At 54.2% G+C, this 23,247-nt stretch carries 14 protein-coding genes; 13 read left to right on the forward strand and 1 reads right to left on the reverse strand.

What is annotated here, in order from left to right; genetic code table 11:
• Positions 1-22: 22 nt before the first annotated feature.
• From nirB to I6N93_RS06215, 13 genes are all read left to right on the forward strand, one after another.
• On the forward strand, positions 23-4,219 hold the full coding sequence (gene nirB, locus I6N93_RS06155) for a nitrite reductase large subunit NirB (protein WP_085686133.1): 4,197 nt from the start codon (positions 23-25) through the stop codon (positions 4,217-4,219).
• Positions 4,216-6,894, forward strand: coding sequence for a nitrate reductase (locus I6N93_RS06160; protein ID WP_085686131.1), 2,679 nt, complete (start codon positions 4,216-4,218; stop codon positions 6,892-6,894). Before nirB ends, I6N93_RS06160 begins: the two co-directional genes overlap by 4 nt.
• 22 nt (positions 6,895-6,916) lie before the next feature.
• Entirely contained in the window at positions 6,917-7,759 is an 843-nt protein-coding gene (cobA, locus tag I6N93_RS06165; RefSeq protein ID WP_373853580.1) for a uroporphyrinogen-III C-methyltransferase, read from the forward strand.
• Positions 7,760-8,144: 385 nt separating this feature from the next.
• Positions 8,145-8,600, forward strand: coding sequence for an integrase core domain-containing protein (locus I6N93_RS06170; RefSeq protein WP_232100146.1), 456 nt, complete (start codon positions 8,145-8,147; stop codon positions 8,598-8,600).
• A 582-nt stretch (positions 8,601-9,182) separates the two neighbouring features.
• Positions 9,183-9,995, forward strand: a complete 813-nt coding sequence (locus I6N93_RS06175; RefSeq protein WP_167459588.1) for a transporter substrate-binding domain-containing protein — start codon at positions 9,183-9,185, stop codon at positions 9,993-9,995.
• Between the two features lie 159 nt (positions 9,996-10,154).
• Positions 10,155-10,853, forward strand: a complete 699-nt coding sequence (locus tag I6N93_RS06180) for an amino acid ABC transporter permease (protein ID WP_085686125.1) — start codon at positions 10,155-10,157, stop codon at positions 10,851-10,853.
• A gap of 1 nt (position 10,854) precedes the next feature.
• Complete coding sequence (locus I6N93_RS06185; protein WP_085686123.1) at positions 10,855-11,565, forward strand: amino acid ABC transporter permease; 711 nt, start codon at positions 10,855-10,857, stop codon at positions 11,563-11,565.
• A 1-nt stretch (position 11,566) separates the two neighbouring features.
• On the forward strand, positions 11,567-12,292 hold the full coding sequence (locus tag I6N93_RS06190) for an amino acid ABC transporter ATP-binding protein (protein WP_085686121.1): 726 nt from the start codon (positions 11,567-11,569) through the stop codon (positions 12,290-12,292).
• Positions 12,293-12,305: 13 nt separating this feature from the next.
• Positions 12,306-13,508, forward strand: coding sequence for a pyridoxal phosphate-dependent aminotransferase (locus I6N93_RS06195; RefSeq protein ID WP_085686120.1), 1,203 nt, complete (start codon positions 12,306-12,308; stop codon positions 13,506-13,508).
• 94 nt (positions 13,509-13,602) lie between these two features.
• Positions 13,603-14,823 carry an MFS transporter gene (locus I6N93_RS06200; protein ID WP_085686118.1) on the forward strand — a complete coding sequence of 407 codons (1,221 nt, stop codon included), beginning with the start codon at positions 13,603-13,605 and terminating at the stop codon, positions 14,821-14,823.
• Positions 14,824-14,833: 10 nt separating this feature from the next.
• Positions 14,834-15,775: an NAD(P)-dependent oxidoreductase gene (locus tag I6N93_RS06205; protein WP_232100130.1), complete on the forward strand. Its 942-nt coding sequence runs from the start codon at positions 14,834-14,836 to the stop codon at positions 15,773-15,775.
• A gap of 57 nt (positions 15,776-15,832) precedes the next feature.
• A complete protein-coding gene (locus tag I6N93_RS06210) occupies positions 15,833-16,555 on the forward strand; it encodes an IclR family transcriptional regulator (RefSeq protein WP_085686116.1) in 723 nt (240 codons plus the stop codon).
• Positions 16,556-17,616: 1,061 nt separating this feature from the next.
• Complete coding sequence (locus I6N93_RS06215; RefSeq protein ID WP_085686114.1) at positions 17,617-19,548, forward strand: oxidoreductase; 1,932 nt, start codon at positions 17,617-17,619, stop codon at positions 19,546-19,548.
• Positions 19,549-19,825: 277 nt separating this feature from the next.
• On the opposite strand, the gene I6N93_RS06220 is transcribed toward I6N93_RS06215, so the two are convergent.
• Positions 19,826-23,227: a TIM-barrel domain-containing protein gene (locus tag I6N93_RS06220; protein ID WP_085686112.1), complete on the reverse strand. Its 3,402-nt coding sequence runs from the start codon at positions 23,225-23,227 to the stop codon at positions 19,826-19,828.
• Positions 23,228-23,247 lie beyond the last annotated feature (20 nt).

Consider the following 23,247-nt stretch of genomic DNA (forward strand, 5'->3'; position numbering starts at 1 on the left):
TTAGGCCGCCGGGATGGGCGCAATGGACAAACCCACTCTGATAGTGATTGGCAATGGCATGGCTGGCGTGCGGCTGGTCGAACGGTTGTGTCAACTGGCGGCGGGACATTATCGCATCGTGGTGGTTGGCGAAGAACCGCAGACAGCCTACAACCGCATCTTGCTCACCCCGGTGTTATCGGGGGAGAAGAGTTTTGCCGATATCGTGACCCATGACGCTGACTGGTATCAGCGCCATGAAGTGACGCTGCTGACCGGTGTGGCGGTGACGGAAATCTGCCGCGAGACCCGAACCCTCAAGGCGGGCAACCTCACGCTGTCCTATGACCATCTGGCGATCGCCACCGGTTCGCGGCCGTTTATGCCGCCGTTGCCGGGCGCGGAATTAGCCAGTATCTACGGTTTTCGTAGCCAGCAGGATGTCGACGGCATTCTGAATGGACAGTATGCGGGACAACCAGCAGTGGTAATCGGCGGGGGCGTGCTGGGTATTGAGGCGGCCGCGGGGCTGGCCCTGCGTGGCATGACGGTCACGCTGCTGCATCGGGGGCCGCACCTGATGGACCAGCAGCTCGACGCTTTTGCTGCCGGGCTGCTGCGCGACAGTTTGTCGGCGCGTGGAATTCATACGCTATTGCAGGCGAAAACCGTTTCGTATATCGGAGACGCATCGGGTCATGTGCAGGCGGTGATGCTGGATGATGGGAGAGCCATTCCTGCCGAACGCGTGGTGGTAGCGGCCGGTGTGCGTCCGAACATCTCGCTGGCGCTGGCTGCCGGACTAAGGTGCGATCGCGGCATAGTGGTCAGCAGCGAGATGCAAACCTCCGATCCGCACATTTCGGCCATCGGTGAATGCTGTCAGCCAGGGACGTTGACGCCAGGCCTGGTCGCACCGTGCTGGCAGCAGGCTGAGACGCTAGCCGCGCGCCTGGCAGGCGTATCATCGTCGTCGCCAGCGATGAGCAACGTGCCATTGCGCCTCAAAGTGACTGGCCTGAATCTGTTTTGTGCCGGTGAGCTGAACGGCGGCGAAAACGGCCAAATCCACAGCACTTTTGATCCCTTCGAGGGCCACTATCGCCGCCTGTTTTTTCGCGATAGCCAACTCAAAGGGGTGCTATTGTGGGGCGATATTGGTGACAGCATACACTATTTATCGTCCCTCGACGGAACGCAGTCTCTTACGGCGCAGCTCAGCGTGTTCAGTCCTCCACAAGCGCCTCATTTATCTGAATCTCAGTCAATGAAAACAGAACAGTTACCCCTCAAGGTGACGAGGAGCATTGCATTGTCTAAACCCGTATTAGTTATGGCCGGGCACGGTATGGTTGGCCACCATTTCTTACAACAACTGGTCGAACGCGAGCTGCACTTGCAGTATCAGATTATTGTTTTTGCTGAAGAAACTTCCCCAGCCTATGACCGTGTGCATCTCTCCGAGCTGTTCTCGGGGCGTAGCGCCCAGTCGCGGTCGATGGTCGAGGAGGGTTTCTTTGAGGCAACCGGCATTGAATTGCGCCTTGGACACGGCGTCGATCACGTTGATGCGCGCCACCGTTTTGTGGTTGACCGACAGGGGCATCAGACGGCCTATGACCTGCTAGTGCTCGCCACCGGATCCTATCCGTTTGTGCCGCCGATTCCGGGAAATGACGCACCGGGATGTATGGTGTATCGCACTCTTGAGGATCTGTCGGCCATCAAAGCCTGTGCGGAAAAGGGCACAGTGGGCGTGGTGGTTGGTGGTGGCCTGCTGGGGCTTGAGGCGGCCAACGCGCTCAAGCATCTCGGGCTGCAAACCCACGTGGTGGAGTTTGCCCCCCGTCTGATGGGCGTCCAACTCGATGAAGACGGCGCCGGTATGCTGCGACGTAAGGTTGAGGCGCTGGGGGTGCAGGTGCACACCGGCAAAGAGACACGTGGCATCGTGGCTGGCGAGATGTGCAGTTATCGGATGGAGTTTGCCGATGGCAGTCATCTGGAAACCGATCTGGTGTTGTTTTCAGCAGGGATTCGGCCTAACGATCGACTGGCTAAACAATGCGGGCTGGATGTGGGGCTTCGAGGCGGAATAGTGATTAATGACCAGTGTCGCACCTCCGATCCGGCCATTTTTGCCATCGGCGAATGCGCACTGTGGAAGGGGCAAATCTTCGGCCTGGTGGCACCTGGCTATCAGATGGCGCGCATATTGGCAGATACGCTCTCCGGCAGCGAGGCGGCTTTCAAGGGCGCGGACATGAGCACCAAACTCAAGTTGTTGGGCGTCGAAGTGGCGTCGATCGGTGGTGCACACGGTCGTACGCCGGGCAGCCAGAGCTACACTTGGGTCAACGGGCCAGCCCAAGTGTACAAAAAGATTGTTGTATCGCAGGATGGCAAACGTTTGCTTGGCGCGGTACTGGTCGGCGACAGCAGCGAGTACGGTACGCTGCTGCAAATGATGCTTAACGACATACCGCTACCCACTAATCCCGAGGGGCTGATTTTACCTGCCAGCACGGGCGAGGCCCCGCAAACCCTGGGCGTTGCGGCGCTGCCAGGGGGGGCGCAGATTTGCTCCTGTCACAACGTCAGCAAGGCTGATATCTGCGAGGCAGTTAAGGGGGGTTGCGGCGACATGGCGGCAATCAAATCCTGCACCAGGGCGGCGACCGGTTGCGGCGGGTGTGCGGCGCTGACTAAACAGGTGATGGAATTCGCGCTCACCGAGCTGGGTGTTGAAGTAAAGAAAGACGTCTGCGAGCATTTCGCCTATTCGCGTCGGGAGCTGTATCACTTAGTGCGCATAGGCAATATTCGCAGTTGGGACGCGCTGCTTGGCAAACACGGACAGGGCCGCGGCTGCGAAATCTGCAAACCGCTGGTGGGCTCGATTCTGGCGTCGTGCTGGAATGATTACCTGCTCAAACCGCAGCATTTGCCGTTGCAGGACACCAACGATCGCTACTTTGCCAATATTCAGAAAGACGGCACTTATTCGGTGGTGCCGCGTGTTCCGGCCGGTGAGATAACGCCGGACGGGCTGATAGCCATTGGCAGAGTCGCCAAACGTTACAACCTCTACACCAAAATTACCGGTGGGCAACGCATCGACCTGTTCGGCGCACGCCTCGAACAGTTACCGGCTATCTGGCAGCAACTGGTCGACGCCGGTTTCGAAACCGGCCACGCATACGGCAAATCACTGCGCACGGTGAAATCCTGTGTCGGTTCGAGCTGGTGTCGCTACGGAGTGCAAAACTCCACCTCGCTGGCGCTACTGCTGGAGAATCGTTACAAGGGCCTGCGTTCGCCGCATAAAATTAAGATGGCGGTTTCCGGCTGTACCCGGGAATGTGCTGAGGCACAGAGCAAAGACGTCGGCGTGATCGCTACCGATAAGGGCTGGAATCTTTACGTTTGCGGCAATGGCGGAATGAAACCACGCCACGCGGATTTACTGGCGCAGGACATGGGCGTTGAAGAACTTGTCCGAACCGTAGACCGTTTCCTGATGTTCTATATCCGCACCGCCGATCGCCTGCAGCGCACCAGCACCTGGATGGACAACCTTGAGGGGGGGATGAACTATCTGCGCCAGGTGGTGCTGGAAGACAGCCTTAATATCGCCGCCGAGCTGGAGCACGAGATGAGTATGGTGATCGATACCTACCAGTGCGAATGGCAAACCACGCTGGCCGACCCGGACCGTTTGGCGCTGTTTAAGCCGTTTGTCAATAGCGAGGAGCCGGATGAGACTGTGGTGATGGTGCAGGAGCGTGAGCAGCTCCGCCCGGCAACTCACGAAGAGCGCCAGACGTTGGCCGTAAGCTCTCCTTCGGAAGCAAATGCGGAGGACTGGGTTGAGATATGCGCGTTGAGCGCTATTCCCGGCAATGCAGGTATGGCAGCAAGACTGGCCGATCAACAGATTGCGCTGTTCCACCTTCCTGAACATCCACAGCAGGTGTTTGCCCTGAGCAATCACGAACCGGATAGCGACGCGAACGTACTGGCGCGCGGTTTGATCGGCGATGTCAGGGGCGAGCCGGTGGTGATTTCGCCACTATACAAACAGCGTTTCAGCCTGCTTGACGGCCGCAGTGTTGATTCATGCGGGATCGTACTGAACGTCTGGCCGGTGAAAGTGGACGACTTACGGGTTTGGGTACGGCAGCGTCCCGTGGAACGGGATGAGAAAAGGGCCGACATCATCCAAATGGTCAGCCTATGAGCCAATCGCCGACCTCTGTTGCAACCACCTGCGCCTATTGCGGCGTAGGGTGTGGCGTGCGAATGCAGTTGCAGGACACGGCGTTTGTCGCCCACGGTGAGATGACGCATCCGGCTAATCTCGGGCGGCTATGCGTCAAGGGCAGCGCGCTGGGAGAAACGCTTGGACTTGAAGGACGTCTGCTGCGCCCGGAAATCGACCGTCAGCCGGTCAGTTGGTCGCAGGCACTCGACGCGGTGGCCGATGGCCTGCGGGCAGTCATTGATCAGCATGGCCCGCAGGCGGTGGCGTTCTACGGTTCGGGGCAACTGCTCACCGAAGACTATTATGTTGCCAACAAACTGATGAAAGGCTTCATCGGTTCGGGGAACATGGATACTAACTCTCGGTTGTGTATGGCCTCGGCGGTGGCGGGCTACAAGCGGGCATTCGGGGCCGACGTGGTACCGTGCGATTATCAGGATCTTGAACAGGCCGACTGCGTGATCCTCACCGGTTCTAACACCGCATGGGCGCATCCGGTAGTATATCAAAGGCTGGCGCTGGCGAAAAAATCGCGGCCCGGGATGTGCATTGTAGTGATCGATCCGCGTCAGACGGCGACCTGCGACATTGCCGATCTGCATTTGCCATTGCGTCCCGGCAGTGACGCGGCGCTATTTTGCGGTGTGCTCAACGCGATGGCTGGGCAAGGATGTCTGGATGACGACTTTTTACAACAGCATACGCAGGGTGCGGAAGAGACGCTGGCGGCAGTAAAAGCGTGGACGTTAGCAAAAACCGCCGATTTTTGCTGCCTGTCACAGGCGCAGCTGCAGGTATTCTATCAATTTATCGCGGACAGCGACCGTCTGGTGACCCTGTATTCCATGGGTATCAATCAGTCCAGTTCCGGCGTCGATAAGTGTAATGCCATCATTAACCTGCATCTGGCGACGGGCAAAATTGGCCGTGCAGGCTGCGGACCTTTTTCGATAACCGGTCAACCCAACGCGATGGGTGGGCGTGAGGTGGGCGGGCTGGCGAATCAGTTGGCGGCACATATGGGCTTTACGGCGGAAGAAATTGACCGTGTCGGCCGTTTCTGGCACAGCGATAACGTGGCGAAAACTGCCGGATTGAATGCGGTTGATCTGTTTCGAGCCATTGAAGAGGGGCGGGTCAAGGCGCTGTGGATTATGGGTACTAATCCGCTGGTGTCTCTGCCCGATGCCGACCGTGTGCGTGCCGGACTCGCGCGCTGCCCGCTGGTGATTGTCTCTGACATTATGCGCGATACCGATACCACCCGTGCGGCGCACATTTGCCTGCCCGCGCTAGGCTGGGGCGAGAAAAATGGCACTGTGACCAACTCGGTGCGCTGCGTATCGCGTCAGCGCAGCTTCCTGCCCCCTCCCGGTGAGGCAAAAGCCGACTGGTGGATAATCAGCCAGGTTGCCCGGCGGCTGGGGTTTACCGAGGCGTTTAACTATCAGCATCCGGCCGAGATTTTTCGCGAACACGCCCGGCTTTCCGGCTTTGAGAACCAGGGGCGGCGCGCATTTGATATCAGTGGATTGGCGCAACTCTCTAATTCTCAGTGGGACGATATGTCACCGGTTCAGTGGCCGGTCAACGTCCGCTATCCGCACGGTATGCCGCGCCTGTTTGCTGATGGCAAGTTTTATCATCCAGATGGGAGAGCGCGGCTTATTGCCATCACGCCGAGGTTGCCGATAAATCACCCCAGCGCGGCTTATCAGCTGGTGATGAATACCGGCCGGGTGCGAGATCAATGGCATACCATGACCCGTACCGGTAAGTCCGCACGACTGATGCAACATCTCAGCGAACCTTTTTGTCAGTTTCATCCCGATGACTGCCCGGCTGCGCAGGCGGGTGATTTGCTGCGGGTCTCGTCGTCACACGGCTGGCTGCTGCTGCGCGCGGATCCTGACAGTCTGCAACCGCGCGGCAGCCTGTTCGTGCCGATGCACTGGAGTAGCCAGTTCAGCCAGCAGGCGCGGGTGAATGCGTTAATTGAGGCGCATACCGACCCACTTTCCGGTCAGCCGGAAAGCAAGCAGATGCCGGTGCGCATGCAACGCTGGAACCCCGCCTGGCATGCCGAAGTATTTCTTCGAACCGACCTCGCCACACCGCCATCGGTAGCCTACTGGAGTCGAATTACTCAGCCTGGTGTGACCCATTTCACACTGGCCGACTCCACGAAACCCGAAGACTGGATCGCGTGGCTGGACGACCAGTTCGGCATCGGCCAGTGGATCTGTCAGTCGGCACGGATGGGAGACGAGGGTTTTAATCTTCTGGCGTGGAAGGACGGAGAATTGCAGCTGGCGTTTTACGCTCACATTAACCCGCCGATGCCAAACAGGCAGGCTATCGTCGCCGCCTTTGCCTGGGTTTTCTCTGATGCACCGGCGCGGCTGGCATTGCTGGCAGGGCGCGCAGAAGGCGGTAAAACGCCGACCGGCGCTATCCTGTGCAGCTGTTTTGGCGTGGGTGAAATCGCCATTGCCGACGCGGTGCGACAGGGATGTCACAGTGCCGCACAGCTCGGTGCGGCACTGAAATGCGGCACCAACTGCGGCTCATGTATTCCCGAATTGAAAAAAATTATCGCCAAAGAGCGTGAGACGTTAATGGCAAGAGGTCATCATGAATACCCTCGATAAAACCTCACCGATGCAGCAATTAATCAGCTCATTTGTGCAGATTATGTCTATCGCAAATCAGCAGAATCCGGTTACCGGTGGCGAAGTGTGGCTGGTCGGAGCCGGGCCAGGCGATGTTGAACTGCTGACCCTGAAAGCGTTACGGGTGATCCGGCAGGCCGACGTCGTGGTGTTCGACAGGCTAGTGTCTGAGGCAATTATGGCGCTTATTCCACCGCGGGCGCTGCGGATCGATGTTGGTAAATCGACGCGCAATCACACTCTCGGGCAGGACGAAATTAATCAGCTGTTAGTGACGCTGGCGCAGGGCGGGAAAAAGGTAGTGCGCCTCAAAGGTGGCGATCCGTTTGTGTTTGGTCGCGGTGGCGAAGAGATAGTGTACAGCCAGCAGCATGGAGTGGCCTGCCATGTTGTACCCGGTATTACTGCCGCGATAGGCTGCGCCGCCGCCAGTGGTATTCCGCTCACGCATCGCCGTATGGCACAGTCGGTGCGTTTTGTGACCGGATACAGCGCGCAGGGTGAGCCGGAACCAGACTGGCCAACGCTGGCCGCAGAACGTCAGACACTGGTGTTTTACATGGGCATCGCCAATTGTAGCCGCATCAGTGAGCAATTGATTGCCCATGGATTAGGCGCAGCCACTTCGGTAGCGGTGATAGAACGCGGCACACAACCTAAGCAGCGTGTGATTGTTGGTCGACTCGACTTGCTTACGAAAATGGTGGCGATTAATCAGGTGAAGTCTCCGGCTCTATTGATCGTCGGTGATGTGGTGAGTCTTTATAAGCGAGAGGGACAGAGGCGTTTTAGCAAAGGGGAACCTAAGGGATCGCAGTTGCAGGGGGTAAATGCAATCATCTAACCGGAGACTAATTAAATGAAATTAATAAGTACTGTGGCTATTGTGGATGGTGCATCGACTAGCACCTATCTGGCGCCGGCTTTTCGTCCTTATGGCGTTCAGTGCGTTCATGTACTCAGCAGTGAATCACTGCCGGAGCGGCTCAAGGCGCAAATCAATCATTCTTACTATATCAGTCAGAGCAGGTCGACGGGATTGTTAAATGGACGCGCACTCATCTCACCTTACCGGTGGTGGTAAAGCCCAATCGTGGAGCCGGTGTAAGCGGAGTAAAAGTGATCTTCTCCCTGAAAACAGTGCCAGTCTAAACTGAAGTATTCGGCCTTTCTTCCATCACACAAAGAGGCTCATCGCCATGAAAAAGACCCGTTATACCGAATAACGGATTGCGTTTGCGCTGAAACAGGCCGAAACCGGCACCCGAGTCGGGGAAGTCTGCAGAAAGATGGGGATTTCTGAGGCCACCTTTTACAATTGGAAGAAGACATTCGCCGGTCTGGGCGTGACGGAACTGCGACGTCTGCGGCAACGGGAGGATGAAAATCAGCGGCTGAAGAAACTGGTGGCTGACCTGAGCCTGGAGAAATGGGCGTACGAGCATGGCGTTACCATGGACTTCTCCCGGCCCGGAAAACCGACAGATAACCCGTTTATTGAATCATTTAACGGCAGTCTGCGGGATGAATGTCTGAACATTCACTGGTTCCTGTCATTGGGCGATGCGCAGGACAAACTCGACCACTGGCGCAGGGAATATAATTATGAAAGAACGCATACATCGTTAAATGACATGACTCCGGCTGAATTCATTCGAAGTCTTCAGAAAGACGAAGATCCCTGATTTTGCACTGCACTGATTTTGGGCTAAGGTCAGCTGTCACCAGTACCGCATACAGTAATCCTTTAAGTCGAGGCATCAATATTCCCCCATCAGTAAAGTAACGTCAGGTTATTAGCTCATGCCATGAGGTATAGCACTGGCTATATATTGCTGAGAACAGAATTTAAACACCCTGACAAAATCGCGGCGGGGTAATAGCAGAGTGTGATCCATGTCTGATTTTTTCCCCATCATGGAACATCCTTCACTGCAACAGTGCAGAGCACTTTTCATTTCATCGCGTTTCAGCCCCTTAATTGCCCGGGAACTCACTCGTTTCATCAATGAGAGATTCTATTTATTTATCTGAAATTAAAAACTTTTAATTATAATTAAAGATTAAATGAGTAGATTGGCACTTTTTATGCATTATAAAAATCATAATGGCATTATGAACAATCACGTGTGCTTAACTGGCTGTTAAAGAAGTTATTCGCGCTGACAGGATCGACATCTCATTCGTTTTAAAACCCGGAGGATTAACCTGTGGCCAGAACTGTAACCAGCACGGTTGTACGACGTAAATGCGTTAAATCCCGCCTAATGGCAAGCTCATTACTGATGTTGTCTGTTGTTTCCGCGACGGCTTCGGCTAATCAACTGGCGGATATCAAAGCTCGCGGCGAACTGGTCTGTGGCACGCTTTCCACCACTGAACCCCTCGGCTTTACTGACCCGAAGACCCTCAAAATCGTCGGTTTTGATGTGGATATCTGTCAGGCACTTGCCGAGCAGCTCGGGGTGAAAATGGTACAGAAAAGCCTGTCGGTTGAGGCGCGTATTCCAGAGCTGCAAATCGGTCGCGTCGACGTGCTCTCAGCTGCGCTGGGTTATACCGCCGAGCGAGAAAAGCAGATCGATTTTTCCTCATCACATTTCCAGGTGCCGCTAAAAGTGCTGGTTCCAGCCGCTGCTGGATATAAAACGCTGGCGGACCTGGATGGCAAACGTGTCGGGATGACCTCCGGCTCTACCTCCGAGTACTGGCTACGTAAGTCCTTCCCGAAAATTGGTGTGGTCACCTATCACGATTCACCGTCAGGCTTCCTGGCACTTCAGCAACGTAAAATCAGCGGTCAGGCTTTTTCCCAGACTTCAGGGATGCGTTATCTGAAAGCAGGCAAGGGAAAATATGTGTTTATCGATCAGGCCATCAGCTGGGAACCTAATGCGCTGGGTATTAAAAAGAATGAGCCTGAACTTCTGGCTGCGGTCAATACCGCCCTGGGTAATCTGGAAAAAGATGGCCAGCTGGAAGCTATTTGGAATAAATGGTTAGGGTCCGGTACTGATTATAAAATTAAACGCGAATATAAATTAGAGCCGATCGAGCAGGTAAGAAGTAGCGCGCAGTAATAAAATCGTAATGGTAAGCGTCCTGACGGTGTGCGTCATAATGCAATATTAAATCAGGCCCGATCCGACTTTAATAATGTATTAACTGCCTGCCGCGCCAGGAGAGTTGCGTGCGCGTGCTGTTGTTAAGCTGTGCCTGCTCCAGGGGAGTTAATTCTGATGATAAAGTTTGACCCTATTACTTTACTGCAAGGTAAATATTTGCAGTGGATAATCTCCGGACTGGAAACTACGCTAATTTTGTTTTTTCTCTGTCTGATTTCTGGTTTTATTTTATCTCTGCTACTGGCATCAATGCGCCTGTCGGGCATAGCACCACTACGTTGGTTTGTCATGGCCTACGTCGAGTATCACCGTAATGTCCCGGCGCTGGTGCAGTTGCTGCTGTGGTATTTCGGTTTGTCGTCACTATTGCCTTTTGCACTTTCGGAGTGGGTTAATCAGCACGGTAGTGAATTTTTCTTTGCTTATATTGCGCTGACGCTGAATACCGCCGCCTTTATGTCTGAAGATTTACGCAGCGGCCTGCGTGCCATTGCCAGCGGACAGATGGAAGCCTGCCGGGCATTAGGACTGACGTTTTCCCAATCGATGCGGGATGTGATCCTGCCGCAGTCGATTCGCATCTCGATCCCCCCTTTACTGGGGCAGTCTCTGGCGCTGTATAAATCTACCAGTCTGGCAATGGCCATCAGCGTGGCTGAACTGACCCATGCTGCTAAACAGATTGAGAATGAGACGTTCCGAACCTTTGAGGCGTTTGCCATCGTTTCGGTGATTTATCTCGCGGGATCGCTGCTGATTGTCAGCATCGGCACGACGTATGATCGTTATATTTTACGTACCGGGAGCCGATAACATGGATAATATGTTAGATATTTTTCTCAACTACCGTGATTTAATTTTGACGGGAAGCTATCCCAATGGTCCGCTGGGTGGCTTAGCGCTGACATTATTTGTGGCGGCAACCGGCCTGGTCTGCGCCTTTCCACTGGCGATAATTATCGGCATCGCCCGTACCAGTAAATTTAAGCTGTTTTATCTGCCAGCGACACTTTTTAGCAGCGTGGTCCGTGGTCTGCCGGTATTGATGCTGGTCTTCTGGTCTTATTTTTCGGTGCCGTTGATCTCGGGTCACTCTATTTCTGGTGTGAAAACCCTAATTGTCGCATTAATTATTTATGAGATGGCGTTTCTTGGTGAGATTGTCCGGGCTGGTATTTTATCTGTCCCTCGCGGGCAAGTTGAAGCAGCGCGAACGTTAGGCATTAGTTATTCAAGAACGATGTTGGAGATTATTCTGCCGCAGGCATTATTTACCATGATCCCCAGCATCCTGAATCAGTTTATTAACCTAATTAAAAACACCTCGCTGGGTTATGTTATTGGCGTAGCCGAATTAACGTACTCGGCGTATCAGATTAATACTCTTGAGCTCACTAAACCACTACAGGTATTTGGCGTGCTGGCCATGATCTATTTTGGGGTGTGTTTCTCTTTAACGCAGCTGGTGGGCAAGCTGGAGCGCGTTATTCGACGCAAGCGCCAGATGAATGCCCAGGAGAGTTGAAATGTTACTACTTGAAAACGTCGATAAATGGTACGGCCAGCATAAAGTACTGAATGGCGTGAGTGAGCAGGTCGCTAAAGGTGAAGTGGTGGTGGTTTGCGGGCCGTCCGGGTCGGGAAAATCGACCTTAATCCGCACCATTAACCGGCTCGAAGAGATTCATAGCGGCAGAATTCTAGTCGACGGTGTCGACAGCCGCGATCAGAACATTAATTTGAATCAGTTTCGTAGCAATATCGGCTTCGTTTTTCAGTCTTTCAATCTGTTCCCCAACTTGACGGTATTGCAAAACGTTACGCTGGCGCAGCGCCGGGTGAGGAAGCGCAGCCGATGCGAGGCTGATGACGTCTCGGTCGCGCTGCTGAAAAAGGTCGGCCTTGCGGCGAAACTGCAGGCTTACCCGCATCAGCTTTCCGGCGGCCAGCAGCAGCGAGTAGCGATTGCCCGTGCGCTGGCAATGAAACCGCCGGTGATGCTGTTTGATGAACCGACCAGCGCCCTCGACCCGGAAATGGTCGGGGAAGTGCTACAGGTTATGAAGCAGCTTGCCAGCGAGGGAATGACCATGGTGTGCGTCACCCACGAAATGGGGTTCGCCAGAGAAGTCGCCGACCGGGTGATTTTTATGGACCAGGGCGAAATCATTGAACGTGCACCACCCGAAGACTTTTTCCATCACCCACAACATCCCCGTGCGCAAAAATTTGTTGCCGATATTCGCCACTGACAGGACTTTTGACATGAAGATACTTTCTCAAACTCTCGAACGCGTCAAACCCTCTGCCAGCAATGCCGCCAGCCAGTTGGCGCGTGATATGAAAGCACAGGGCAAAGATGTGATTGCCCTCAGCTCCGGCGAGCCGGACTTTGATACCCCTGAGCATATTAAACAGGCCGCGCTGGCCGCCATGAACCGTGGGGAAACCAAATATCCGCCGATCGCTGGCATCCCTGAACTGTGTGAAGCCATCGTCAATAAACTGCGCAGCGATAACCAGTTGGAGTACACCAGCAAACAGATTATCGTCTCTAACGGTGCCAAACAGGTGATCTCCAATGCGCTGATGGCCACCCTGAATCCCGGTGATGAGGTGATTATCCTGTCCCCTTACTGGGTCTCTTATCCGGATATGGTCTCACTGTGCGGCGGTACGCCGGTGATTGTGTCTGCCACAGCCGCGCAGGGTTATAAAATAACCGCTGAAAGCCTTGAGCAGGCGATCACCCCTAAAACCAAATGGTTGCTGTTTAACTCACCTTCCAACCCTTCGGGGGCGGTATACAGCCACTCTGAGCTGCGGGCGCTGGCCGATGTGTTGCTGCGCCATCCGCATGTCTGGGTGATGACTGACGATATCTACGAAAAGCTGGTCTATGACGACTGCGTATTCGTCACCTTCCCACAGGTTGAACCTGCACTGCTCGAACGCTCGCTGATTATCAATGGTGTGTCAAAGGCCTATGCCATGACCGGCTGGCGCGTAGGCTATGGTGCAGGTCCACAGCCGTTGATCAAAGCGATGGAAACCATTCAGGGGCAGACCACCTCAGGTGTGTGCGGCATTGCTCAATGGGCGGCGCACGCTGCACTGACCGGGCCGCAGGAATTTCTCGCCGATTGGCGTGCCAGCTTTAAGGCGAGGCGCGATTACGTGGTGGCCGCGCTTAACGAGGCTCCGGGGCTGCATTGCCAGGTGTCGCAGGGGGCATTTTACGTTTATCCGTCCTGTGCCGGGCTGCTGAATAAAACCACCCCTCAGGGGCGGGTAATCAACAGCGATAAAGACTTTACCGAAGCGCTGCTAGCCAGCGAAGGGGTGGCGCTCGTACACGGTAATGCTTTTGGGCTGGCACCCAATTTCCGCCTGTCTTACGCCGCGTCCATGGCGCAACTGGAAGAGGCCTGCCAGCGCATTCAGCGTTTCTGTCACAGCCTGAAGTAAGTCTTACTGTGCTTCGCGATGGAGTGGAGCATAGTTTATGGCGCACCCATTTCAGCGGTAGCAGGAGTTAACCCGCTGCCGTCAAGGATCTCGCATGTTTCTGGCTGGTGCTTTTCCGGTATTTAAAGAACGAATGACGCGCAGGTATCTGATGGGGCAGGCGGCATCTATCCTCGGTTTGTGGACGCAAAACGTCACGCTTAATTTACTGCTGTGGCAGATGAGTCAATCGCCCTGGCTGCTCGGGGTGCTGAATTTTCTGCTTTACTGCCCGGCGTTGATTGTTCCGCTGCTGTTCGGCAGCTGCCTGACGCCAGCCACCGTCAAAGGCACCATGATGCGCATACTGTGCCTGTCGGCCACTATCAGCAGTTTACTGTTGGTCAGCGTGCTGGCCGGCTTTATTTCACCGCTGTTTATTTTGTTGATTGCGGCGGTAGCGGGCTGTGTATCGTCGATGGAGTTACCCACCCGACATCTGCTGCTGACCAGCAGTCTGCAGGATAAATCGCTGATGTATAACGCCGTGGCGATGAACACCATGGTGTTTAATATCGGGCGGATGTTTGGCCCTGCGATAGCGGCCTGGAGCTTCAATCACTACGGGGCAGCGGCAGGGTTTGTCATCTCGCTCTGTGGGCTGGTGACGATGTTCTTTGCGGTGCGCAGCATGCAGGTCGTGGAGGTGGGAAGTCACTCAAAACGTGCGGGTGGAATGCGCAACGCGCTGCACTATGTAAAGAACGACGACTTCGCCATGCGCTTCTTACCGATGCTGGCGTTTATGGGCATTTTTGCCGGTTCGTATCAGTCGTTGATCCCGGTACTAGCCTCACAAAATTTCCACGATACGGCGCGCTATACGGGCTGGTTTTTCAGCAGTGCCGGAGTGGGCTCGCTGTTGTCAGCGCTGCTGATCTCGGCGCGCATCTCTCACCAGCGTCTGGTGCAGTGGCTGAAGTTTGCCCCGTGGTCAGCGGTGCTGGCATTGGCCGGGGTCTCCTTCTCCACGTTGCCGCTGTTGACCTGCTGTTGTTTTCTCTGGCTTGGTCTGTCCCTGACTTTTTTCTCCACCATGATCAATTCCACCTTACAGCATCACAGCCCGCCTGAACTCCGTGGCGGGGTGGTGGGCCTGTATGGCATGTCATTTCAGGGCACCATGCCGATTGGTAACCTGCTGGTCGGTATGCTGGCTTCAGTGGGCAGCATCATGCTGACTTTCCAGCTGATGTCTTTAATGCTGGCCGCGTTACTGATCGGGCAGTGGGGCATCCTGAAATGGAAACACCGTATCCCGGCAACGGCAGAATAAAGAGATAAAAATGCAAAAAAACGTATTGATGGCGCGCACCTTGCCCGCCGGGCTGGTCGAAAACTTAAGCAGTCATTTTCATCTGATGGGGCCACTGACCACGCTGGATGGTCATAATCTGCCTGAGGGAGCCGATAAAGCCGAGGTGCTGTTAACCATGAGCAGCATCGTTACTGGTCGGGCGTTGATCGACGCCTTGCCGGCGCTGAAGTTGGTGATTTGCTATGGCTCAGGTATGGAGTTTGTTGACAGCGCCTATTTGCAGCAAAAGGGGATCGCCCTGACCAATGCCGCGGGCTCCAATGCGGGTAGTGTGGCTGAATTCGCCTTCGGACAGATCCTTGCCAGCTGCCGTCATATTCTCTCCAGCGATGCTTTCTTGCGAAGCGGAGAGTGGAAGGGCAACAGCATAGAGCGTTACCCGCTGGTATCGGGCCTGCAGGGGCGCAGGATCGGTATTTATGGCCTGGGGGAAATCGGCGCACAGATCGCCCGGCTGGCCCAGGCATTCGCTATGGAGGTTGGCTATCACAGCCGTTCGCCAAAAACGGTGGATTACCGCTATCTGGACAGTATTGAGCAGTTGGCAGACTGGGCCGATGTGCTGGTGATTGCCGCCCGTGGCACGCCGCAAAATTATCATATTATCGATGCTGATATTCTGCGTCGGCTGGGCGCGGATGGCCACCTGATCAACATTGCACGCGGTATGCTGGTGGATGAAAACGCCTTGTGTGATGCACTGGAAAGTGGGCAACTGGCAGGTGCCGCTCTCGACGTTTACGAATTTGAGCCGGAAATCTCAGCGCGCCTGCTGGCGGCCCCGAATGCCATTCTTACGCCTCATGTGGCGGCCAACACCCATACGGCACAACAAGCCCAGCAGCAGCGCATGCTGGATAACGTGATGGCCTACTTTGCCGGAAGGCCATTGATTGGCAGAGCCTGCTAATTTTTGTACATTACACGGCATCGTTAATGAGAATGTTTGCTCACGAAATGGGAAGCTATGTCGAGACTAAAAAGTACGGATGTTGATCGTTCTGTTAAAGCCGTGCAGCGAACGCTGGCGATCCTCGATGCGTTTATCCCGCACCCGGGTGGCATTACGCTGGGTGAACTTGAAGCCGCAACCGGACTGTTTAAAAGCGTGATCCTGCGTTATATGCTGACGCTGGAAGCGCAGCGCTACGTATTTAAGCGAGCCGATGGCTGTTACGAGCTGGGATCGCGTGCTTATCAGTTGGGCTGCGTGTATGAACGCACCTTCGACCTGCACCAGCATATTAAACCGGTGCTGGAGAAACTGACGGCCGCCACGCTGGAAAGCAGCACCTTTTATATCCGCGACGGGGACTATCGCATGTGCCTGCTGCGTAAAGACTCGCCGCAGCACATTAAATCCAGCGTGCCGGTGGGGACGTTGTTGGCGATGGATGATACTTCGGCAGCGGGTGTACTCTCGCAGTTCGCCGGGGGGATGCCGGCCCGCTGGGACTATCAAAGCGGGTTATTAACCTCGTCCGGTGCGGGACTGAACCGGCTGGAGACCAACAGCCTGCTGACTGCCTCAATTTCGGTGCCGGTGTTTAAGCATCAGAACCAGCTCGCAGGCGCGCTCAGTATTTCCGGCCCCACCAGTCGATTCGACCCGGAAGACAGCGCTACCCGGCGGCTAATACTCGATGCGGCGAAAAAGTTGTCGTATGTGCTGGGCGCCACAGTGGTCTGAGTACTGTTCGCGGCTTGTGGCCGCGATTAAAGCGAAAAGCCCCGGGTCAGTCCATTCCCTGAGCGGGCTTTTCAATGTATGGCTCCTCTGACTGGATAAGATAGCCCATGCATCCTGTCAAAGTCAGCATGGCTATGCCGTGAAGTTTGCCAGCGGTTAGCCAAAGGCGTCACCCTGTCTGGTTGGTGATTTGGGTTTTTTACGATAGGTCAGATCGCTCAATTCAAACTGAGTTCAAACAAAGTGGAAGGGTATTGGGAACAGCGACTGACTATTTGTTAACTGCGTCCAATGGATAGTCTTTTCGGCAAACCATTTCTACAACAATGGGATAGATCTATTAACGCGTTTTTTAACCATAAAATACCGACCTTCAAGAAAAGATTGCAATCAGAAATTATATTAGACCTGTTCTCGACGGGTTAAAATAAGAAGTCATCGAATGTCTAAGTATGGGGTAGATCAAACATGGCTCAAACAGAAAATTATGGACAGTCTCATGACATGGATAATATATATACCCTGGTTAAAATGACGGTCGTCATGTCGATAAAGGCGATAAACTCTCACCATGTAAAATAATTATCATTAGGAAAATAATATTGTCATAATAAAGCCGCGGGAAGGTGGCTTTAATGTGCCAATTGCCATTGATATCTCTCATTAAAGAGAATAGCGGGCGCTGTACCCCCTATATCAGGCATGTTAAACCGCAGCCCGCGCCGTTAATGCTACCATCCTTTCACCGCTGTGTTAAGGCATCGTCCGCACGCCCAGCGGGTTATCGCAGTCTATTTAACTAAATACAATTTGATAACGATATCATCTCCATTTATAAAACATCTTATTATCTTTTTGGCTTTCATTCATTTTATAGATCGACCCTATTTCTAGGGTTGTTTTGACATGCTTCATGGTGGGGATGAGTAATAATAAATAGTCATTGTTTGTAAATGGCGTGGATTATTATAATGAAATTTGAGGACGATATTTTTTAAAAGGCATTTCTGATGCTATTAGAATAATATCTTTTATATTCATTAGCAGGAAACATATAAAATATGTTCAAGAAATTATTTCACCCCGAAAAAATTAATCAGTGCGTGATTCCGAACCGGCTCGTTGTTCCCGCCATGGTCACCAACCTGTGTAATAGCGATGGTACAGCGTCAGACCGCTATATCGCCTATCACGAAGAAAAAGCAAAGGGCGGCTGGGGGTTGATCATCACCGAAAACTACGCCATCAACGAAAATGCGATGGGCTTTAAATACACCGGTGGGCTATGGCGCGATGAGCAAATTGCCAGCCATCGTAAACTCACCGATACCATCCATCAATACGACAGTAAAATCTTCTGCCAGATTTACCATGCAGGCCGTCAGACGTCAGAGAATGTGAACGGCGGCGTACAGCCTGTGGCACCTTCGGCGATTCCGTGCCCCGCATTAAAAGAAATGCCCCGGGAACTTGGCATCGACGAAATTCAGCAGTTGGTCTCGGAATTTGCCGACTGCGCCCGCCGGGTGAAAGAAGCCGGTTTCGACGGTGTTGAAATTCATGCCGGCCACGGTTATTTGATTGCCGAGTTTTTATCGCCTTATGCCAATAAACGTACCGACAAATATGGCGGCAGCCTCGACGGCCGTATTCTGTTCTTAAAAGAGATCTATCAGGCGGTGCGTAAAGAAGTAGGCATGGACTATCCGATCACCGTCCGACTCTCTGCTGACGAAGGTTTCATGGGCGGACGTGATATCGCTGAAACGCGTGTGCTGGCGCAGATCTTTGAAGAGTGGGGCGTGGATGCGCTGCATATGACCATGGGCGTTTATGGCGTTCACAACAAGGCTTGTACTGTACCGCCGATGTATGTGGGCCATGCCTGGGCCGTTTCTTTCTCCGAAGAGCTGAAAAAAACGGTGAACATGCCCATCATCACCGTGAACCGCATCAACGATCCGCGTATGGCGGACAATATTCTGGCGCTGGGCAAAGCGGACTTTATCGCGATGGGTCGGGGGTCATTGGCCGATCCACATTTACCGAATAAAGCGAGAGCAGGCGATATAGCGTCAATTCGATACTGCATCGGCTGTATGCAGGGCTGTCTCGCCAGTTTGCCGCTCGGCGTACCCTTCACCTGTCTGGTCAACCCGTCGCTGGCGCGTGAAAATAGGCTGGACTACAGCAAAGTCCACAGCTCTAAACGCGTCTTCATCGCGGGCGCCGGTCCGGCTGGGCTGGAAGCGGCGCGCGTGGCGGCGACGCGCGGTCACAAAGTGACGCTGTTTGAAAAAACCGGCTATCTTGGCGGTCAGTTCCGTTCTGCAGCTTTTCCTCCGGGTAAAGGCGAACTGGCGACTTACACCGCCTGGCTGGGCCGGGAACTGGAAAAATTGGGCGTGGAGATCAAATTTAATACGCCGCTGACGAAAGAGATCGTGGCGGAAAGTCGCCCGGACTCCGTCATCGTCGCCACCGGTGGTAAACCGGCGATTCCGCCGATTAAGGGGATCAATCAGCCGCACGTAGTCCTGGCGGAGGATGTTCTGCTAGGCAACGTAGTCACCGGCCAGCGCGTGATTATCGCAGGCGGCGGTGAAGTAGGGGGCGAAACCGCTGCACATCTGGCCATGCAACTGAAAGACGTCACCGTTGTTGAAATGCGTGGCCGCCTGCTGCAAGAGCTGGATGGCGTCAGCAAGCTGCATTTGATGTCCGTACTGGAAGAGTATGACGTGAAGCAGTACCCCAATACCAAGCTGTGTGAAATTGGCGAACATCAGGTGACCCTAGAAAATGCGCAAGGACGGATGGCGCTGGAGGCGGATACGGTCGTGATCGCACTGGGATATGCGCCGGTGAAAGAACTGGCTGAAGAGCTGGAAGGGGTTGCTGACAATGTGGTCGTCATTGGCGGCGCCGTGAAAACCAGCAATGCGCTGGTGGCCGCGCGTGAAGGTTTTGACGCCGGAATGTGCCTGGCCTAATCGTATCACTGCGCCGTTCATCCTTGACGTTTAACATTCTCGTCACATGGGCTTTTCATGCTAAATGGAAGGCCCGTATTTTTATCTGCATTCAATTTTCACATTGTTCTCCCTCTTTCCTTTGCCTGCACTTTCGTGGAAATCGCGGAATGTGGCATGTCGTTATACGCTAAATGGTATTTCAGGATAGAGAGGCTTCAGGAGAGATGGATGTGCGCGATGGTGGGAGAAAAATAACGGACAGGCGGGAAGCCTGCCCGTTATGAGACCGAATGCGTTATGACACGATCTTCAGCGTTAACGCGTTGGTTGCAGATAACGTGCGGGTACTGACTTTAATCCAGACACTGCCGCGCGGGTCGACATAGGCCGCCTCTCCCTCGTGTTTGAAGAGGGCATCCGTCGAATCTACGCGCGCGCTTAGGGTGGAAGAACCGACCGTCAGCCGTTGCAACGCAGGTTTGTCCGTGCGAATACGGAGGTAGACGAACGTGTGCAGCGGATAGTCGTACTTGCGCGGCGTCAAACTGACCTCCAGCGAATCTTCGGCACGACATTGGCGAACGTCGATTACTGAGAACTGCCCTTGACGTTCTGCCGAACGGGTGACTCCGCCATCGTCCCAGTAAAGCTGATGGTGGCCTTCGCCGGACTCGCCGAGCGGATACAGCGCCAGCACCAGCGGTTGCTGGAACTTATCCATCACCTGGATATTCTTGAACGGCGCTGGCAGATCGGACTGCGCGTGGCGTTCGGGGATAATCGCGCCTTCGCGAATAAACAGCGGCACATTGGTGATATCAGCGCTGACGGCACGGCGCTGGCCCCCTTTAATCGGGTTGGCGATGTCCACCGTGTCTTCAACGGCATGGTAACGATACCAGTTCAAGGTCTGCCCTTTGACCGCGTTAGGGAAGTAAATGTCTTTTTCGGCCACGTAGGCCGCTTCGCTTCCGGCCATGCTGCGCGTCATGATCGGCGCATAGAGCACCGAACGGTCGATGAAGCACTGCGTCGCCAGTATGTCTTTGTTGCGTTTGTCAAAGATCGCGTCATCGCCCTGCCATAAACACATTGCCTGCAAGATCGGAATACCGGTCTGGGTATTTTGATACATCGCGTCATACAGCAGGTGATGCCAGCGAACGCGGAAGCAGACAAACGCCGCCATGATGTCCGCGAATGTGCGATTGCCGCTGACGGGGGCCTTTTCGTTGAAACGATAAATTTCCTGAAAGGGTTTCATCGCATCGTAGTGGTTGCGCATCCACGGCAACAGGCACGCGGCCTGAACCCAACGGGTCATCAGCTCGTGTTCGCAGATATCACCGATGTCGATGTCGTCGGGGCCTAGCACCAGCCGGTCGTAGACCATCGGGTTATGATTGCGGCAGTGCTGAGTACCGAAGAAGATGCTGCTGGGGTCTTCAGGCGCTTCGCCGGGCGCAAAACCCCCGACGTCGGAACCGGAAATCGGTAGCCCGGACATCCCCAGGTTGAGCACCATCGGCAGCGTGGCCTGCAGGTGATGCCAGGTCGATGCGTTATCGCCCACCCAGTGACCCGCATAGTGCTGCAGGCCGGGGTAGCCGCTGCGGCAGATGATATAGCTGCGTTTATAGCCCTTGAGCATATCTTCGTGTGCGTTGAGTCCGTACTCGTAGCTGGACTTCGCCAGCATATAGGCATGGAAGTTGCGCAGTTCGACATACGGCGTCTTACGGCCGTCGCCGAAACGGGGATCGGTCAAATGCGCCTGGCCGTGGTAGCTGCGCCAGTTGAAGGTATTGGTTCTTCTTCTGTCGTCACTGGGCGATTCGCCGGTAAGCGACCAGCCGAATTGGTTACGTGGCGCTTCCGTATCCGCGAAATTTTTTCCATCCTCAACGTGGGGCATGGAGTCCGGCGCCGGCATATCCTGCCAGATGAACCCTAGCCCATTTTTGAGCAGATAGGCATACTGGTCGCCCCAAAAACGCGCGGCGTCCGGGTTGCCGTAGTCTGGGATCACGGCACCGATCATATCGCGTTCTGACGTTTGCGCATTGATGCCGTAATCCAGCACCAGCAAATTCTGGTCGGGATAGTTGACTTCGCCGATGCGGGTATAAGTCAGTCCGGGGTAGTCGCTCTCACGTTTCGGGCCTCGGAATTTGGGAATATTGGCTTCGCCCTCGTTAGCCACGCAGTAGCCTTTCTCGATCAGTCCCTGAGCGGTGACATACTGCTTTTTTAATTTATCTGCCGGGTTATAGGCGACTTTGTCCGCGCGGATGAACGGCGTAATGTTGGTTTGGCACTGTAGATTGAACTGGGCCGCCCAATCAAAGACCGACATCCCCTTGTCGACCTTACCTTTCGTCCAGAAGCTGTCTTTGATGGTGAAGACCTTTTTGTCTTCCTGTATGTCGATATCAATTCCCAGACCTTCGATTGGGATCCCTGCTTTTTGGTGCCCTTTGACGATATCTTCAACGTAAACCTTGATAGGGTCGTCCACATCATTCGGGCGCAGCAGGCCGGGACTGCCGTATTTGGCCTGAAAATAGCCAAAGATGTATTTAGGCGGCATCACCGCACGGTCATTCAGCGTCACGTCTTTTGCCGTTGGCGCATTCAGTTCGCCTTTCCCCATGAGGAAGGTGAATGCATCCATCACGCCCGCACCTTGTTCCGCGAACATATAGTGGCAGTCGAACTCCCCGTGCTGAACGCCGGCTTCTACGGCATTTTTGTCGCGGGATGGATTTTTGAGGGAAAAATAGCTCTGGCCGGTATTATCCAGGAACACCCCGAGAAATTGCTGGCGGCCCTCCACCACGGCGCGCTCGATATAAAAAGGCGCGTTCAGATAAAGCGGGATGTTGGCGTTGGTCTTGAATGCGTCTTTGTACTTTGTCTTGGTCGAAAAGACTTCCGGCTGGTTGTACCACAGGTTGTCGTAGTTGTAGCAGGTGACCTGCGAGCCGGTATGGTCCAGTAGAGAATAGCCGCTGTAACTGTAGCAATCCTCAATGGCGTGTCCGATGGTCGCATTGCTTTTTCCGGTCAGATTGTAATTGACGATTTCGCCCAGACCGAAGTAGTGCGTGGCAGCCTCGGCTTTACGCTTCATATTGGCGACGGTGCCCACGCCGGGTTTGGCATGGCAGAGCGGGCCGGATGAAATATCCGTGACGGCGCCATCGGATAGGCGTTTGATCTGGATCGACAAAAGTCCGTTCTTGTCACGCAAGAACTGAATCTGGATAGATTTCAGCTGGATGCTGACGCCATCGCGATTCCAGCGCAGTAGAGGATGGTATCCGGCTGTCTGCTCATATCGGCGTATCTGATCCAGTCGTTCCACGACAATCGGTCCATAGACCTTATCTGGGTAGTCTTTAATGCTCTCGGCGGAAGGCGCAAAGCGAACCCTAAAGGCATCTTTCTCACAAGATGTGACCTGCAGCACGAGATACACCTCTCGTTCGGCGGTTGCGATGCCGGATTTTGGTTTGGCCTTGGCATTGATATAAATCGTCCAATCCGCGTCGAACCCATTGGGGGAGTGGGGTTTGCCATCCCAGTAGACCGAATAAAGCTCAATATCGTCGCCGACGGACCACTCGTCCACGGGAACATAGTCATAGGTGTTATAAGCACGCCACGAAGTGGGAAGTTCTCTATTTTTTATCATTACGCTGTCCTTGATAGTTG

This window comes from Lonsdalea populi, from assembly GCF_015999465.1.
Classification (GTDB): Bacteria; Pseudomonadota; Gammaproteobacteria; order Enterobacterales; family Enterobacteriaceae; genus Lonsdalea; species Lonsdalea populi.